The organism is Vibrio sp. 1CM24A (genome assembly GCF_023161725.1).
GTDB classification, from domain to species: domain Bacteria; phylum Pseudomonadota; class Gammaproteobacteria; order Enterobacterales; family Vibrionaceae; genus Vibrio; species Vibrio coralliirubri.
In genome coordinates, this window is the sequence record NZ_JALNTS010000003.1 from 197201 (window position 1) to 212563 (window position 15363).

The window sequence follows — 15363 nt, forward strand, 5'->3', positions numbered from 1 at the left end:
GAGCCGAATCGTAACCAATAAAAAAGCCATCGACTCTATAATCGATGGCTTTTGCGTTTTGACTGTTTATCTGTTTGTTTAGCTATCTATTTAGCTTAGCTATTAAACTGTGTATCTAGATATTCAAGCTATTTACGCAGTGCGTTCAGCTTCGCTTGGGCGATACCAAAGATAGTATCAATTGGATAGCTACCCTCATCACTTGCTTCACCAGCGGCTTTGCCTGTGAACAGCTCAATCGCTTCTGTTACATGGTCAATCGCCCAGATATTAAACTCACCCTTTTCAACCGCTTTAACGATATCGCTACGCAGCATCAGGTTGTGAACATTCGAGCGCGGGATGATCACCCCTTGCTCATTTGAACGCCCCTTGATTTCACACACATCAAAGAAACCTTCAATTTTCTCGTTCACACCACCAATTGGCTGAGACTCACCAAACTGATTCATCGAGCCAGTAATCGCGATGTCTTGACGGTTTGGCTGCTTAGAAAACGCTGACACCACCGCACAGAACTCGGCCATACTCGCACTGTCACCATCGACGCCACCATACGATTGCTCGAAGGTGATGTTAGTGGTAAGCGGGACTTTGGCTGTCTTACCAAACACAGAAGAAAGGTAAGCCGACAAGATCATCACACCTTTCGAGTGAATACTGCCACCTAGGTCTACGTTTCTTTCAATATCAATAACTTCACCATCACCATAAGCGGTGGTAGCCGTGATTCGGTTTGGCGCACCAAACATATGATCGGTTGTGCTGAGTACAGACAGCGCATTCACTTGCCCAACCGCTTCACCGTCCACATGAATCAGCGTTGTACCGTTGGTGAAGGTTTCCATTACGCTGTCTTGCAATCGTCCAACACGCATCTGTTGGTTCGATAACGCTTGGTCAACGTGTGTTGCACGAATCAGGTTCGATTTTGAGCCTCTCGCCACATAGTTTGACTCACGAAGCAGATTAGCAATGTGTGCCGAGTGCAGAGACAATTTACCTTGGTCACCCGCCTGACGAGAACTGTGCTCGATGATGCGAGCAATCGCTTTGCGGTCACAATGCAACATGTTGTTGTCGTGCACAATACTTGAAATAAAGCGCGCGTAATGCATTTCAGAATCCGCGGTGCGCTTCATCTCATCTTCAAAATCGGCTGTCACACGGAACAGTTCACCAAACTCTGCATCGTAGTGTTGCAGCAGTTGGTAAGTTCGGTAATCACCAAACAGGATGATCTTAACGTCCAATGGAATCGGTTCAGGATCAAGCGATACCGCCCCCGTTAAGGTCACCTCTTTTTCTAATGAAGTGAAACTCAATTGACGTGAACGCAGTGCTCGTTTCAAACCTTCCCAAACGTAGGGCTGCTCAAGTACCTTCACCGCGTCCATCAGTAATACGCCGCCATTCGCTCTGTGTAAGCTACCTGCGCGAATCAGTGAGAAGTCAGTAAATACGGTGCCCTTGAACGTTGCCGTTTCTACATAGCCAAACAGAGAGTGGTAATTTGGATTCTCTTCCACCACGATCGGCAGAGTCTCCTCCTTCTGGCTCACAATCACGTTAACCTTGTAGCGACGCGGCATTTTCTTATCCAAAGAGGCCGTTGCAACTTCGGCTTGCTCCGTGCTCTCTTCTAAGAAGATGTCAGCGTTGTCGACAATGTCTTTACGCAGTGCTGTTAGGTACTTTTTGATGTCTGGATATTGGCTGTAATCCTTCTTCAATTGCTTGATGAAGTGAGTGATCACATCTCGCGCCGTATCATCATTAAGCTTTTGAATTTTCTCAGTGTACGTCTCTTCAAGCTCCGTCAACTCACGAGAAATGGTTCGTAGGCCGACTTCCAATCCATCAATGGTTTTATCGAATTGATCTTGTTCTTCCGGCGAAAGCAGATCGAAGCTCTCTTCGGTATGAAGATCATCACCATTCATGGCCACAAACTGGTAATCACCCTGAGTGGTAATCGTCAGGTTAATGCCCTTGTCTTTCGCTTCTTGGCTAATGCTTTCTAACGCGGCTTGTTGCTTAGCTGCTAATTGGTTTTTAAGCCTGTCAGCACGGCTAAAGTACATCTCGTTATCAAACGCTAGAGGCATACCTTTCAGCAGTTTTCGCATCAATTTTTCAATATCTTGCTTTAAGCTGCTGCCAACGCCACGAGGCAATTTCAGTACCTTAGGTGTACGAATATCTTCAAAGTTCGCGATATAACACCAATCAAAAAGCTCCTGCACTTCTTGAGGGTGACGGTTCAGATAGCGCAAGATCATGGTGCGTTTACCCAGACCATTTCGCCCTATCGCATAAATGTTGTAACCCTTTTCCTTGATTGACATCGCGAACTCAACGGCTTTTTGTGCCCGTTCCTGCCCGACGATTTCGTCAATTGGAGCCAGTTCTTTGGTCGACTTACATGGTAGCTTGTCTAAATCCGCTACCTGATACAGCTGTTCTGTATTGAGTCTTTGCATCGCCATCGCCGCCTCCTTAGTCCTTCATTACTTGGGTGTAGATAAAATCAGTGTAGATGTAATTTCCTACAAATTTAGTGACTTACGCTACACAGCTGTTCAACTGAACAAATAACACACAATTTAAGCCATTTTTAGGAATAGCTCGTCATTTAATTCACCAACTTAACATGTGAATGATTTTAATTTGCAATTGATAATAAATATCATTAACATTTTTAGATATTATAAATTGAGGATGTGGATATGGAAATTGAACGATGCTGGATGCACTACCTAAAAGCTGAACAGTTAATGGAACAAGGTCACTGGCCTGAAGCACAGCGCCTGTATGGTGATGTTCTAACCTCACTTCCTCATCACATCCAAGATGCAGCATACCAAAGCGATATTAAGCCTTGCCAATTTGCCTGCCTGCTTGCCGGGTTGAGAGATGCGAGTGTCGCTCAATCAGAGATACTCAACCGTTTAGGTCAGCATCAACAAGCCTTCGATACCTTAAATCAATCTTACGCTCTGATGCAATTTATCTCTCTGGAGAACACTGAGCTGATTCAACGTACCTTTGGGTTATTGGAAAAGCAGAGCGAAGATTTACTCAATCACTTGATCGCTTTTTGCAGCGCTCAGCGCAGTTCGCATTGGATGCTCGAACTAGAACAAATTCAACGTGCTCATCACCATTTTGGGCAACTTAAAACAACGTCAGAAGTTCAATCTTCACCTAATGTCTTAAATTGATAAGGATATATCATGTCGGACCGGGCCATACTTAAAGTCAATAACCTCTCCGTTAGCTTCACAACCAATGATGGAATCATTGATGCGGTCAAAAAGGTTAACTTTACCCTTAACTCAAGCGAAACCTTGGCCATTGTTGGTGAATCAGGTTCAGGTAAATCCGTCTCTTCCAACGCGCTTATGCGTTTGCTTCCTGATAACGCGATTATTGATAAACAATCAGACATCGAGTTTGAGGGGCAATCGATTCTTGGCAAGACTGAGCGAGAAATGCAGTCAATTCGTGGCGATAGAATCGGCATGATCTTTCAGGAGCCGATGACCTCTCTCAACCCTTACCTTCGTGTTGGTATTCAAGTGGCGGAAGCCATTATGTGTCATCGCAATGTATCGAAATCAAAAGCAAAACAGCGCGTACTAGAGCTCTTCAATCTGGTTCATTTGCCCATGCCAGAGCAAGCTTATACCAAGTACCCGCATGAGTTTTCAGGTGGTCAGTTACAGCGCATCATGATTGCGATGGCCTTGATTAATGAACCCGACATTTTGATTGCCGACGAACCCACCACAGCATTGGATGTGACTGTTCAGGCGGAAGTACTTTCTCTTATCAAAGAGATTCAAGGCAAAATGGGCATGGCGATTTTGTTCATCACCCATGACCTAGGCGTCGTGAAACACTTTGCCGACCGTGTACTCGTCATGTGTAAAGGGGAATTGGTTGAAGAAGGGCAAACACAAAAGCTGTTCGATAACCCTAAGCACGATTACACGCGCATGCTGATAAACTCTATTCCGAAAGGCGCTAAGGTTCCTGTTGAGGCGACAGCCCCAGAGCTATTGTGTGCTGACGACATCCGAGTTCAGTTCTTAGTTAAATCACACTTCATCAAGAGTAAAAGCCAGTACTTCGAAGCCGTAAAAGGCATTTCGTTGAACCTTAAACAGGGCGAAACCTTGGGCATTGTTGGTGAATCTGGTTCAGGTAAATCAACCCTTGGACGTGCATTAATCGGCTTGCTGCCAAGCAGCGGACGCATAGTTTACAAAGGCCAAGACGTTAGTTTGTTGAACGACAAAGAGCGTCACAAGCTTAAGAAAGATGTGCAGATGGTGTTCCAAGATCCTTATGGTTCTTTATCACCACGCATGACGGTTGGGGAGATCATCACCGAAGGCTTAACGGTGCATCAACCTCATCTATCCAAGAAAGAGAGATTAGAAAGAGCTCGCAAAGCGTTGATTAAAGTTCGCTTAGAGCCGAATTCAATTAACCGCTATCCGCATGAATTTTCCGGCGGACAAAGGCAACGTATCGCGATTGCTCGCGCGTTGATTCTTGAACCCTCCTTCATTTTGCTGGATGAACCGACTTCGGCACTCGATCGCTCAGTACAACTGACCGTGATTGACCTACTCAAAGACATTCAAGCCAAGCACAATATCGGCTTCCTGTTCATCAGCCACGATCTCTCGGTAGTGAAAGCACTGTCGGATCGCGTGCTGGTGATGCAGAAGGGCGAAGTGATGGAAGAAGGGTCTGCAGAGGAGATTTTCAATGCGCCGAAAAACGACTACACCAAGAAACTGATCGCAGCGTCATTCGACTTAGAAAATAAATCGAAAAAAAATGCCGCGTAGAGGGAACTAATCAACATTAACAGCGTCTTATAAGTACATTCTGAATAATCTCCTAATGGATTGAAATCTAGAATGGATATAGCAAAACTGGTTTGGCCGCCAAAAGAAAAATGTCGCATGGATGCGACATTTTTCGTTTCTGAAGGGAAATAATTCATCTTGAAATATCATTCCCTGTCATCAAATCGCTTCATTACACACTATCGATACAAAGACTTAGTCGACTCTCTGACAATTAAATCAATCGGTGGTAATCGAGCTTCATGCCTCTCGCCAGATAATAGGTTCAAAATCGACTGAGCACACACCTCGCCAATCTCTTCAATTGGCTGCCTTAATGTTGTTAACGCGGGTGTGAAATACTTCGACGTTGGCAAGTCATCGAACCCAATCACTGACACATCTTCTGGCACTTTATAACCGTGATCGTGTAGCGCCTTAATCGCCCCATAAGCGGTTTGGTCATTGGCTGCAAATAGAGCGGAAAAGTGAACCTTAGATTCAATCAACTCTACCGTTTTCTCATAACCAGACTCACTGCTGAAATCGCCCTGTTTGACGAGTTTTGGCATCACTTTAATGCCTGCCTCTTGAAGGGCTTTCTTGTAACCTTCAAAGCGACTTCCCGCATCCGGTTGGCTTGAAAGCCCCTTGATGTGAGCAATGTTCACATGTCCTTGTTGCAGCAAGTGCAGAGTCGCCATATAGCCACCCAACACATTATCGATATTGATCGAGCGAACGTTATCCTCAACGATGTCGTAACCCACCGCGACAATCGGAATGTCTTGAGCGTACTTGGCGATGTCGTCTTTGGTAATACTGCCCGTCACGATGATCATGCCATCCACATTACTTTTAGCCAGGTACTCCAACGCGTGTATCTCGAGCTTTTTTTGCCAGTGCCCCGTCGCGATGACCAATGAATAGCCTTGAGCTATCAGGGTTTTCTCCATGTCGTTGAGGATGCGACTGGTATAAGGGCTGTCAGGGTGTTGCACCAATACACCAATCGTCAATGAACGGCGGTTGATGTTCTCCTGCATTTGAAAATTGGGTTTGTAGCCAGTGTCTTTGATTGCTTGCTCGATGTTCTGACTTTTATCATCCGACACATAAGTGGTTCGATTAAGAAAACGAGAAACCGTGCTTGGGGAAACACCAGCAAGTCTCGCTACATCGTATACGGTGGTTTTTTTAGTTTTAGTGCGCATTTCGATACCCTAATCCAGTGACATTTGGGGAGCCCGAAAGCTCCCCACCTATTTCAACCTGCATACCACTGCTTTTGTTGAAACTCGTGTCGTTTAGTTAATACATGTAGGCGAAAATCATCCCCGGTCTGAAATAACGACCTGCGGTATATTTCAAGCCGGTACTCAACAGCCATTTGTGAAGAACGATGGCTTGCTCCGCTGAGGTTTCGCCTTGCAGCATACTAACAAATTTATCACTGTCTTTAGTCAGGCTAGGACTCACTCGACCGTCAGATAGCACACACTTTTGCAATTTAAGGGCAGTAAGCCACTTTTTCGCATCACTTTGTGACAATTTAAAAGATTCTGAAAGATCTTCCTCATCAAATGAGACTGAGCAGTTGAACCCTTCTGGCGCTGCAAATGGAATTTTTGAATAGTCATACAACGCGGTATACACAGTATCCATCAATGTTTCCGCTTGCTGAGATTTACCCGCCAGACTCAACGCTGTCGCGACACTAAACTGCACGCCAATCCACACGTCTTGCGCTTGAAACGCTTCATGCGGTGAGCCATCAGCCTGCGTCATGTTCGCGACACCAAGCTTAGGGCTATTGATCTCAAAGTTGTGCTTATAAACATAATCTAGGGCACGTTGGATATTCTCTTGCGGGAAAATACCTTCTAAACCGATGAGCTTTAGATAGCTGTCGGCCAACAAGGCATCGCCAAAGCTGTTGTCGGAATCTGGCACTAAATCTAAGTAGTCTTGTGTAAATGCTTGAGGCGCGGTATCGCTAAGCAAGCGTTTCTTAGAGACTCTTTGAGATACTTTACTGATGTTGATGGAGGTATCCGTTTCATTTAGATAGGTATTGAGCGTGTTTTTGTCAGCAATCGCATCACCCGTCAAAATCAGACCTAAGGTTTCCAGTGCTTGGTAGCCTTCACCTGTTAAATGCTTAGCTTGAACGGGCGTGACGAAGAAGTGGTAGTAACCCTCTTTGTCATCCCACAAGCTTTGCTCAACTGTTGCTAACGCCTTTTTCGAACGCGTTAAGTAACCGCTAGCTAGTTCGCTTTCACCCATCAATTGTGCAAGCTCGCTTGCTGCTTGAAGACCAGCAACCCACAGGCTCGCACAGTAAATAGAGATGCCGTGAGACGCGAGGTTATCGAAGGTATCGTCTGTGCCACGGGTTAGTGGTAAATCATCGCCTTCAGCGATCAAGTTCGATAAGAAATCGATGCTCTCTGTTACGGCCTGCCAGCACTCTTTAACCACAGAAATATCTTGTGTGTTTTGATAGTGGCGGTACACCATCAGAATGTACTTCGGTGCTAAGTCCTTCCACTCTTTCACGTTGTGCCAGCTGTACGCGTCAGGCTGGATGTCGAACGGGCTGCCCAAATCGTGGATTACCGCGCCTCGAATAGCACGTACGCCTTGGTACTTGTCATCAATCAATTCTGCATTAGGCGTCGCTTCGTATTCCCAGTAGCGGCGCTGAGTGAAATCTTCGGCCAAAATAGCTTTCGAGAACTCTTTCATCACGCAGCCATCAAGCTCAGGCAGCAAGTAAAGCAGAGAGAATGAGCCGTAGAAATACACATCCAGAGAGTTAAAGAATGGGTAATCGACACACTCTTTCACCAAGAACTTGTCTTCTTTATCCCATACTGTTGATTCGGCAAGGAACGACAATGAATTCATCGCCATCGTCGCATAGCGCAGTGCCGATTCAGGCTGTGATATTTTGCTTTGAGCTTGCTCTAGGAAAGCGGTTTGTTGTGTGACGATCTGCTGCTCAATGGTTTCGAGCTTTGGCAATACATCTTCTAACATCGGCAGTGCAGGTTGCGCTTGCGGGTAGAATTGCGTGTAGGCCTTGTCTGAATGCCAACCATTAAGCATGACTTTGCTGTGCGCCATCACCTGTGCAAAACGCAGATCAACAGACTCACCCGCTTCCAATTCAACCTGAACCACAACCAATGCGCTCAACGCTTCACGCCCTGTGTAAATTCCTGTTTGGAATTCCGCGTTGGTACGGCCTGTTTTCAGTGCGAACTCTGTTTGTTCCTCTGCCTTAGAGGTATAAAGCGTTGGCTTCACAGAAATCGAAACCTTGCCAGATTCTGTCAGTTGATTATCCGCTTGAACACCAAACACCACTTCACCTTCAATATCACTTTGATAGGGAGACTGACTGGTCAGTTGAACACCCGTAAAGCTGTGACTTTCACCCTTTAAGTTAACCGTTTGATGCTGCTGAGCAATTGGGTTTTGAGACAAGGTACAAGCCGAATCTTGAATACCATCACGTCCTTTTTGGTAGGTTGATCCAATCAAGTTTTTTAGCGGCTGAGCAAGCGTAATCACACGTGTTTGCGATGAATTATTGGTTAATTCAAAGTGATTCCAGTGCATCGGCAAAGAACACAGTCGTTTGTCCTCTTTAACGATCGGAGAGACTACCTTACGCTTTATTTTAATATCATCGAAACTACTATATTTATATTCAGCCAGTGGATATAAAGCTTGATACTCTATATCTCTACCATTAACACTACCTGTATCATTATTTTCACCCGCAGTAAGTGATAATAATCTCGTTGTATCATTAATTAATAAACCATTAAAGAAATCCAAGGCGACATATAATTGACAAATAATCGACGATGGATCTTCTTCAATCAATAATTGAGTCTTATTTGAAAATTCAACGTTCCACTTTATAAAGTTAGATTTATTATCTTGGTAGAAGTGACCATTTTTCAATGCCGCGCGAATGTGGTTAATCGCATTCGACATTTCTGCGCTTTCAATCTTCTTACCATCAAACAAGGCAGGATAGAAGTTTAGGTGAACACTCAGCTCTTGCCCATCAATGACTTGTAGCGTGTCGATGGTTGGCACATTCATCACCGAGGCATGAAAATCATTAAAATTAACCACTTGCTCTGAGCAATCAACAAATATACCTGGAATAAAACTGAAGTTCGGCGTGTTACCATTTGGCGTCAGTGTAAATGTGTTACCAATTCCGCCTACCGCTATGCCAGTGTTTTCTGGCGTAGTGGAAATTGGCGTGTACCAAGGTTGAACAAATTCAACTGCATCACCTTTTTTGCAAAGATGTTCTGAATTTCCTGAATAGCTTGTATATGGAATTTTATTATTCATTTTAAAACCGCCATTGAATATTTTTTTCTTCTTGTTAATATCTTTTTAAAATGGAGACATCAACATGTTTAAAATTATAAATGAAAAATTTGGAAATATTGACTCAGTCACATTAATAAACCACCAACATGGTATAGAACTTCAAATAATCAATGGATTTGGCGCTGTTATAAATAAATATATTGTCAACAACAGTCCATTCTCTTTTATTTGTGGTTATCAGAATTATGATGAACTGATCAACCAACATCCGTTCTTTTCCCGCAGTGCTAAATTATTCCCTTTTCCAAACCGTTTAAACTTAGGTCGTTACAGTTTCGATGACCAAAACCATCAACTCCCAGCTAACTTTCCTTGGTCTGATCACGCCGTACATGGCCTGCTCTACAACCAACCGTTTTCAATCACAAACAGCGTAGTCACTGAAGAATCCGCCAGTGTGACGTTGCAGTATCAAACGTCATCATTGCATCCTGCTTTCCCGTTTTCTTTCAGCCTTGATGTCACCTTCACGATAGACGTCACGGGCAAGCTTACCTCTTCAACAACCGTCTCTAACCTTGGTGATTCAGCCTTCCCATTCGGTGATGCTTGGCACCCTTACTTTTCACTCGGTACGGAACTGGCACAATGCGAACTGTCCATGTCACCGTGTTCCGAAGTCATACATGTGAACGATCTACCCAATGGGGAAAAGCGCGCCTTTGACTGTTTGTCTTTGGGTGGTTCACTCACCAATCAAAGCTTGAATCACTGCTTCCAATTTGATTCCAAAACAACCAATCAACTTACGTTTACACGTTCAGATTTGTCTGCCGCTATTCACTATCAACAAGATGCGAGCTACCCATTCGTTCAGCTATACACGCCCACGAGTGAGCAAAGTATTGCAATAGAACCAATGACTTGCCCTGCTGATGCATTCAATAACCAGATTGGCCTACTGACGCTTGCCCCGAACCAATCTCAAACCTTCATTTGGCAATGCCAAGCAACCTATCAACCTATCAACCTATCAACCTAAATAACTAAACCAAATCAAGGCAGCCGCTGAATGCGAAATCAGCCCCCAGAGAACGCATTGCTAACGAAACAACTGCAACGAAAGAACCAAACTAAAGAAGCAATAAAGGGCGCATAACGCGCCCTTCTCTTTGTTAACCTAAGACCACTTCAATAGTGTGCTCACCAGAGGTAAACACTGGCGCTTTATTACCTGAAATTAGGTCACCATTGACCTTCATCTCAACCACGCCCTTACATACTTTATTCGGGTTAGTGACATGAATATGATAAGTCGCGCCACGGAACTGACGACGTACTTTGAATTCAGGCCATTCTGCCGGAATACAAGGGTCTACCACCAAGCCATCCACTTCAGGGCGAACACCCAGAATCCATTGCGTACCCGCAACGTATGTCCAAGATGAAGTACCTGAAAGCCATGCATTTCGGCCTAAACCAAACTGCTTATGTTCATCACCCAAAATGTTTTGTGGGTAGCAGTAAGGCTCAGACTCGAAGGTATCGATATCGTCATTTTTCGAAGCTGGGTTAATTTGACGGTAGTACTCGTAAGCACGCTCGCCGTTGCCCATTTTAGCTTCTGCAATCATCACCCATGGGTTTGAATGCAAGAAGATACCGCCGTTCTCTTTCGCACCTGGTGGATACGTTGATACGCCACCTAGCTGTGGATCAAAACCGTTGTAGCCCGGTGTTGAAAGCTTGATGCCATTGGTGGTGTTTAGTTTGTTGTAAACCGAGTCTAGCGCTTGCGTTGCACGCTCTTGTGTTGCGAAACCAGAAATCACAGGCCAGCTTTGACCGTTAGTGTAGATCTGCCCTTGCTCATTTTTATGAGAACCGATTGGCAGACCTTGCTCATCGAAGTAACGAACAAACCATTCGCCATCCCAGCCACACTCATTCACCGTGCTCTGCATCTGTTGGTACTGATCTTTAAACTTAGCCGTCAGTTGCGCTTCACCACGTAGCTCACACAAGTCCAACATGTCGAGCAATGCTTTGCCGTACATGTTCGCCACCATCATCGACTCAGCACCCGTTGGCAGGTTCACCGTGTCATTCCAGTCAGCAAAACCTAATAATGGAAGGCCATGCTCGCCGGTATTGGTGTACGTAAATTCAATCGCGCGACACAGGTGATCCCAAACCGTGCCCGTTTCTACTGGGTTACCCGCTTTGTCTTTTTGATAGAACGGGATCGCTTTATTCAAGAAATCTGCATTGCCCGTTTCTTTCACGTATTGAGTCACCGCGTAGATGATCCACAGGTGATCATCGCCGTAGTAATCAGGGCGATCTTCTTCTTCGCGAGAGTCACCCGCGTTCGCTTCCATCGTTGATGGGAAGAACTGGTGCATCGCTGAACCGTTAGTGTTCTGAACAGACAACAGACGCTCGATAAATTCGCGCGCTTCCTCAGGCATATGTGTAATAACGCCTAAAGTATCTTGCGAAGAGTCACGGAAACCGATACCACGAGCACCATAGCCCAGCTGGTACAGAGACAAGTAACGAGACCAGTTCTTGGTTGTATGGCACTGACGTGGGTTATGTACGTTCAGCATCGAGTTCATAGCTGGATCTGGCGTTTCAACCTGAACCGCTTGCAAGTATGTGTCCCAGTGCTCTGCCAGTTCAGCGAAAGCCGAGTCAACCACTTGGTGGTCACGGTATTTAGCCAATAGAGGCAATGCTACTTCTAGACTCTGTTCTTGTGCGATTTGTACAACCGTGCGTTCTGTCTGCTCTGGAGATAACCAACCTAAGCGCAGATTCAGTGCACCAATGTTGTCGCCACGCAGACACTCAGTATTGCAAAGCTCGTCGTTGTCTAATGCCTGTGGCGCTGCCCATGTACCGTAGCCCAAATTGCCCAAGAACGATTGGCGGTCACCATCAAAAGACGTCGCTGGGCGATCCGCTGTCATCAGATTCACCGCGTAATCGCGCTTCATGAAGGCATACTGCTCAAGCACGGTATGACCCGATTCTTGCTGATGCGCTTTAAGTGTCATGGTTTGTGGAACCCAGTCAGCATTGAGTAGCTGCTTAAGCGCATCGAAGTGCGTGAATTCATACACAGGCACGACATCAACGTGTAGCGCTTTGTCTGAAATGTTGGTGACCTTGATGTCTTGTAGTAGTACTTGGTCTGCTTTTGGCACGAAGAAAGTCGCTTCACAACGCACACCAAAGGCTTCTGCAATGATGGTGGTGTAAGACAAGCCCGTGTGGTTTTCAAACTTATCCAACGGCTTCAGAGTTGGTGTGTAGAAAGGTGAGAACACCTCTACGTTACCCGCTTCATCACGCACCTTGAGGTATAGGGTCGAGCCTTTGAAATCTGAGTTTGGTAGTTGAGCAATGTACTTGGTGATGCGGTTCAGTGCCGGGTCGCCCTTACACAGCAATACGCCGCCGTTGCTATCTACAATGCCACCAAAATCTAATGTGCCCACGTAGTTACACCATTTGATCGGTGTGCATGGTGTGGTTGCTACGTATTCTTTGTTTTTATCGTCAAAATATCCGAATTTCATCATCACTATCCCTAGCCCCTCCCAAATCAGGAGGAGCCAAAACAATTTTTCGTAAGTTGGTTGGTGTCAGCTCAATGGCTGATTTGAATTAATTGGCTAGCTCGCTAGCGAGTTCTCACTCAGTGCGTCAAACAGGTGGAAAGCGTCCAAGTCCAAGTAAAGTGTCAGTTCTTTCACATCCACTTCAGCGGCTTGGGTTTCAACCATCAGCGGTTGACCACCAATTTCTGTTTTCAGAAGAATGCTCGCGCCTAGCAATTCCTTGTCTTTGATTTTCACAGGGAATGGCAGTACGCGATCGTGGTCCACTTGCTCAGCTCGTAGGTGGATGTCTGTTGGACGAACACCAAAGTGAAGCGCTAGGTTTTTAGATGCCAGAGACTTAAAACGCTCAGGCAGTGGGATATGAACATCGCCAAGTTCAACGAAGTACTCGCCCTCTTTTTCAATCAGTTTCGCTTCCAACATGTTCATTGACGGGTTACCGATGAATTGCGCGACAAACTTATTGGCTGGGCGTTGGAAAACCTCGGTTGGTGTGCCCACTTGAGCAACGTAGCCGTCTTTTAGGATCACGATGCGATCTGCTAGCGTCATCGCTTCGATTTGATCGTGGGTCACGTAGATCGTGGTGGTTTTAAGTTCACGGTGTAGGTGTTTGATCTCTTCACGCATCACACCACGAAGTTTTGCATCTAGGTTAGATAGCGGCTCATCAAACAAGAACACTTTAGGTGTACGAACCATCGCTCGGCCCATTGCTACACGCTGACGTTGGCCACCAGAAAGCTCTTTTGGCTTACGATTCAGTAATGGATCAAGCTCTAGCATTTTCGCCGCTTTTAAAACTTCTACGTCGATTTCAGCTTTCGGCATGCCTTTCAGTTTCAAGGCAAACGCGATGTTCTCGTAAACGGTCATGTGTGGGTACAGAGCGTAGCTTTGAAATACCATCGCTAAGTCACGGTCTTTCGCATCGACTTTATTCATCAACTTGCCGCCAACCACAATGTCGCCAGAGCTGATGCTTTCAAGGCCAGCAAGCATACGTAGCGTAGTCGATTTACCACAGCCAGATGGGCCAAGGAAAACCACGAATTCACCGTCTTCAACCGTAAAATCAAACTCTTTTACAACTTCAACGTCACCGAATGATTTTTTGATGTTCTTAAATTCTACTTTAGCCATTATCTGTTCTCCTCAGCGCGCTCTAGAAGCATATTTCGGTACGCAATTGCGCTCTGTTTCAATGTTCTTTCTTGGGTGGTGTAATCAACGTGGACGATGCCAAAACGCTGGCAGTAGCCGAATGCCCACTCAAAGTTATCCATCAGGCTCCAAGCGAAGTAACCATCGACTTTCACGCCAGCTTCAACGGCGTTGTGAACCGCTTCGATGTGGCCTTGGAAATAACGAACTCGTTGGTCGTCCATCACTTGTCCGTTAATACGCTCGTCGTTACCTGCAGCACCGTTCTCTGTGATGTAGATAGGTGGCATGTTTTCGTAGCGAGCATCCAGTCTGACCAATAAATCGGTTAGACCTTGTGGGTTAATCTCCCAGCCAATGTAGGTGTGTTCAGCATCGGTTTGTTTCACCGATTCAATATCGCCATTCTCGTTAAAGCGAGCGACATTACGTGTGTAGTAGTTGATACCGATGTAATCGACAGGTGCGCTGATAATGTCTAAATCACCTTCAAGGATCATTGGCATGCTCATCGCTTGACGTTCAACCACCAGCTGTGGGTACTCACCTTTTAATACTGGGTCGATGAACCAGTGGTAGTTCTCCGCTTCGCAGTAGTCGGCCGCACCTTGATCTTGTGGCGTCAGTGGGTAAGCCGGCGTCGCGTTGAATACCACGCCATGCTTAGCGTGAGGTGCATTGTTACGAAGGATCGGCATTGCCAAACCGTGAGCCAACATTAGGTGGTGAGATGCTAAGTAGCCCTCCTTCTCACCCTTGATACCCGGCGCATGTTCGCCCCAACGGTAGCCTAGGAACGCGGACACAAACGGTTCATTGAGTGTTGTGTATACGTCGATGTTGTCACCAAAGTATTTGCTCACCACTTCAGCGTATTCTGCGAATTTGTAAGATGTTTCTCGGTTTAACCAGCCGCCCTTGTCTTCAAGGTATTGTGGTAGATCCCAGTGGTACAAAGTCACATACACTTTCATACCACGAGCATGACACTCATCGATGATCTGACCATAGAACTCAAGGCCTTGCTGATTCACCACACCGTCTTGCGGCAGGATACGCGGCCAGGCAATTGACAGGCGGTAAGCATCAACGCCTAAGCCTTGAATCATTTCGATATCTTGTTTCCATAGGTGGTAGTGATCACACGCCACATCACCATTATCACCGTTATCGACCTTGCCCGGCTTCTTACAGAAAGTGTCCCAGATAGACGGTGTACGACCGCCCTCTTCAACGCCGCCTTCAATTTGGTATGAAGATGTCGCGACACCGAATACAAATTCCTTACTGCGTAACTTTGAATCACTTGGAAGTTGAAATTTATTCATTGTTAT

General features: G+C 45.7%; 9 protein-coding genes. 3 read left to right on the forward strand and 6 right to left on the reverse strand.

Annotation, left to right across the window (positions count from 1 at the left end; genetic code table 11):
• Positions 1 to 128: 128 nt before the first annotated feature.
• Positions 129 to 2489 (reverse strand): ATP-binding protein, encoded by a 2361-nt coding sequence (locus MSG38_RS08445; protein ID WP_248383030.1) that lies wholly within the window; start codon positions 2487 to 2489, stop codon positions 129 to 131.
• A gap of 240 nt (positions 2490 to 2729) precedes the next feature.
• Between MSG38_RS08445 and MSG38_RS08450 the strand changes: the two genes are divergently transcribed.
• Positions 2730 to 3224: a hypothetical protein gene (locus tag MSG38_RS08450; RefSeq protein WP_029235272.1), complete on the forward strand. Its 495-nt coding sequence runs from the start codon at positions 2730 to 2732 to the stop codon at positions 3222 to 3224.
• 12 nt (positions 3225 to 3236) lie between these two features.
• Complete coding sequence (locus MSG38_RS08455) at positions 3237 to 4865, forward strand: ABC transporter ATP-binding protein (RefSeq protein WP_248401605.1); 1629 nt, start codon at positions 3237 to 3239, stop codon at positions 4863 to 4865.
• A gap of 200 nt (positions 4866 to 5065) precedes the next feature.
• On the opposite strand, the gene MSG38_RS08460 is transcribed toward MSG38_RS08455, so the two are convergent.
• Both MSG38_RS08460 and MSG38_RS08465 read right to left on the reverse strand, forming a co-directional pair.
• The gene (locus tag MSG38_RS08460) at positions 5066 to 6079 is read right to left on the reverse strand and encodes a substrate-binding domain-containing protein (RefSeq protein WP_048611919.1); all 1014 of its coding nucleotides are present in this window, start codon (positions 6077 to 6079) and stop codon (positions 5066 to 5068) included.
• A 97-nt stretch (positions 6080 to 6176) separates the two neighbouring features.
• Positions 6177 to 9251 (reverse strand): GH116 family glycosyl hydrolase, encoded by a 3075-nt coding sequence (locus MSG38_RS08465; RefSeq protein ID WP_248401606.1) that lies wholly within the window; start codon positions 9249 to 9251, stop codon positions 6177 to 6179.
• A 64-nt stretch (positions 9252 to 9315) separates the two neighbouring features.
• Between MSG38_RS08465 and MSG38_RS08470 the strand changes: the two genes are divergently transcribed.
• Positions 9316 to 10275 (forward strand): aldose 1-epimerase, encoded by a 960-nt coding sequence (locus MSG38_RS08470; RefSeq protein ID WP_248401607.1) that lies wholly within the window; start codon positions 9316 to 9318, stop codon positions 10273 to 10275.
• Between the two features lie 133 nt (positions 10276 to 10408).
• Here MSG38_RS08470 and MSG38_RS08475 read toward each other — a convergent pair whose 3' ends face one another.
• From MSG38_RS08475 to MSG38_RS08485, 3 genes are all read right to left on the reverse strand, one after another.
• Complete coding sequence (locus MSG38_RS08475; protein WP_248401608.1) at positions 10409 to 12823, reverse strand: glycosyl transferase; 2415 nt, start codon at positions 12821 to 12823, stop codon at positions 10409 to 10411.
• A 93-nt stretch (positions 12824 to 12916) separates the two neighbouring features.
• Entirely contained in the window at positions 12917 to 14008 is a 1092-nt protein-coding gene (gene ugpC, locus MSG38_RS08480; RefSeq protein WP_019826228.1) for a sn-glycerol-3-phosphate ABC transporter ATP-binding protein UgpC, read from the reverse strand.
• The gene (locus MSG38_RS08485; RefSeq protein WP_248401609.1) at positions 14008 to 15357 is read right to left on the reverse strand and encodes a GH1 family beta-glucosidase; all 1350 of its coding nucleotides are present in this window, start codon (positions 15355 to 15357) and stop codon (positions 14008 to 14010) included. The genes ugpC and MSG38_RS08485 overlap by 1 nt, the downstream gene beginning before the upstream one ends.
• Positions 15358 to 15363: the final 6 nt, after the last annotated feature.

Excerpts from the sequence above, each read along its gene's own strand:
- MSG38_RS08445 (WP_248383030.1), bottom strand. The coding sequence starts at position 2,489 with ATGGCGATGCAAAGACTCAATACAGAACAGCTGTATCAGGTAGCGGAT.
- MSG38_RS08450 (WP_029235272.1), top strand. The coding sequence starts at position 2,730 with ATGGAAATTGAACGATGCTGGATGCACTACCTAAAAGCTGAACAGTTA.
- MSG38_RS08455 (WP_248401605.1), top strand. The coding sequence starts at position 3,237 with ATGTCGGACCGGGCCATACTTAAAGTCAATAACCTCTCCGTTAGCTTC.
- MSG38_RS08460 (WP_048611919.1), bottom strand. The coding sequence starts at position 6,079 with ATGCGCACTAAAACTAAAAAAACCACCGTATACGATGTAGCGAGACTT.
- MSG38_RS08465 (WP_248401606.1), bottom strand. The coding sequence starts at position 9,251 with ATGAATAATAAAATTCCATATACAAGCTATTCAGGAAATTCAGAACAT.
- MSG38_RS08470 (WP_248401607.1), top strand. The coding sequence starts at position 9,316 with ATGTTTAAAATTATAAATGAAAAATTTGGAAATATTGACTCAGTCACA.
- MSG38_RS08475 (WP_248401608.1), bottom strand. The coding sequence starts at position 12,823 with ATGATGAAATTCGGATATTTTGACGATAAAAACAAAGAATACGTAGCA.
- ugpC (WP_019826228.1), bottom strand. The coding sequence starts at position 14,008 with ATGGCTAAAGTAGAATTTAAGAACATCAAAAAATCATTCGGTGACGTT.
- MSG38_RS08485 (WP_248401609.1), bottom strand. The coding sequence starts at position 15,357 with ATGAATAAATTTCAACTTCCAAGTGATTCAAAGTTACGCAGTAAGGAA.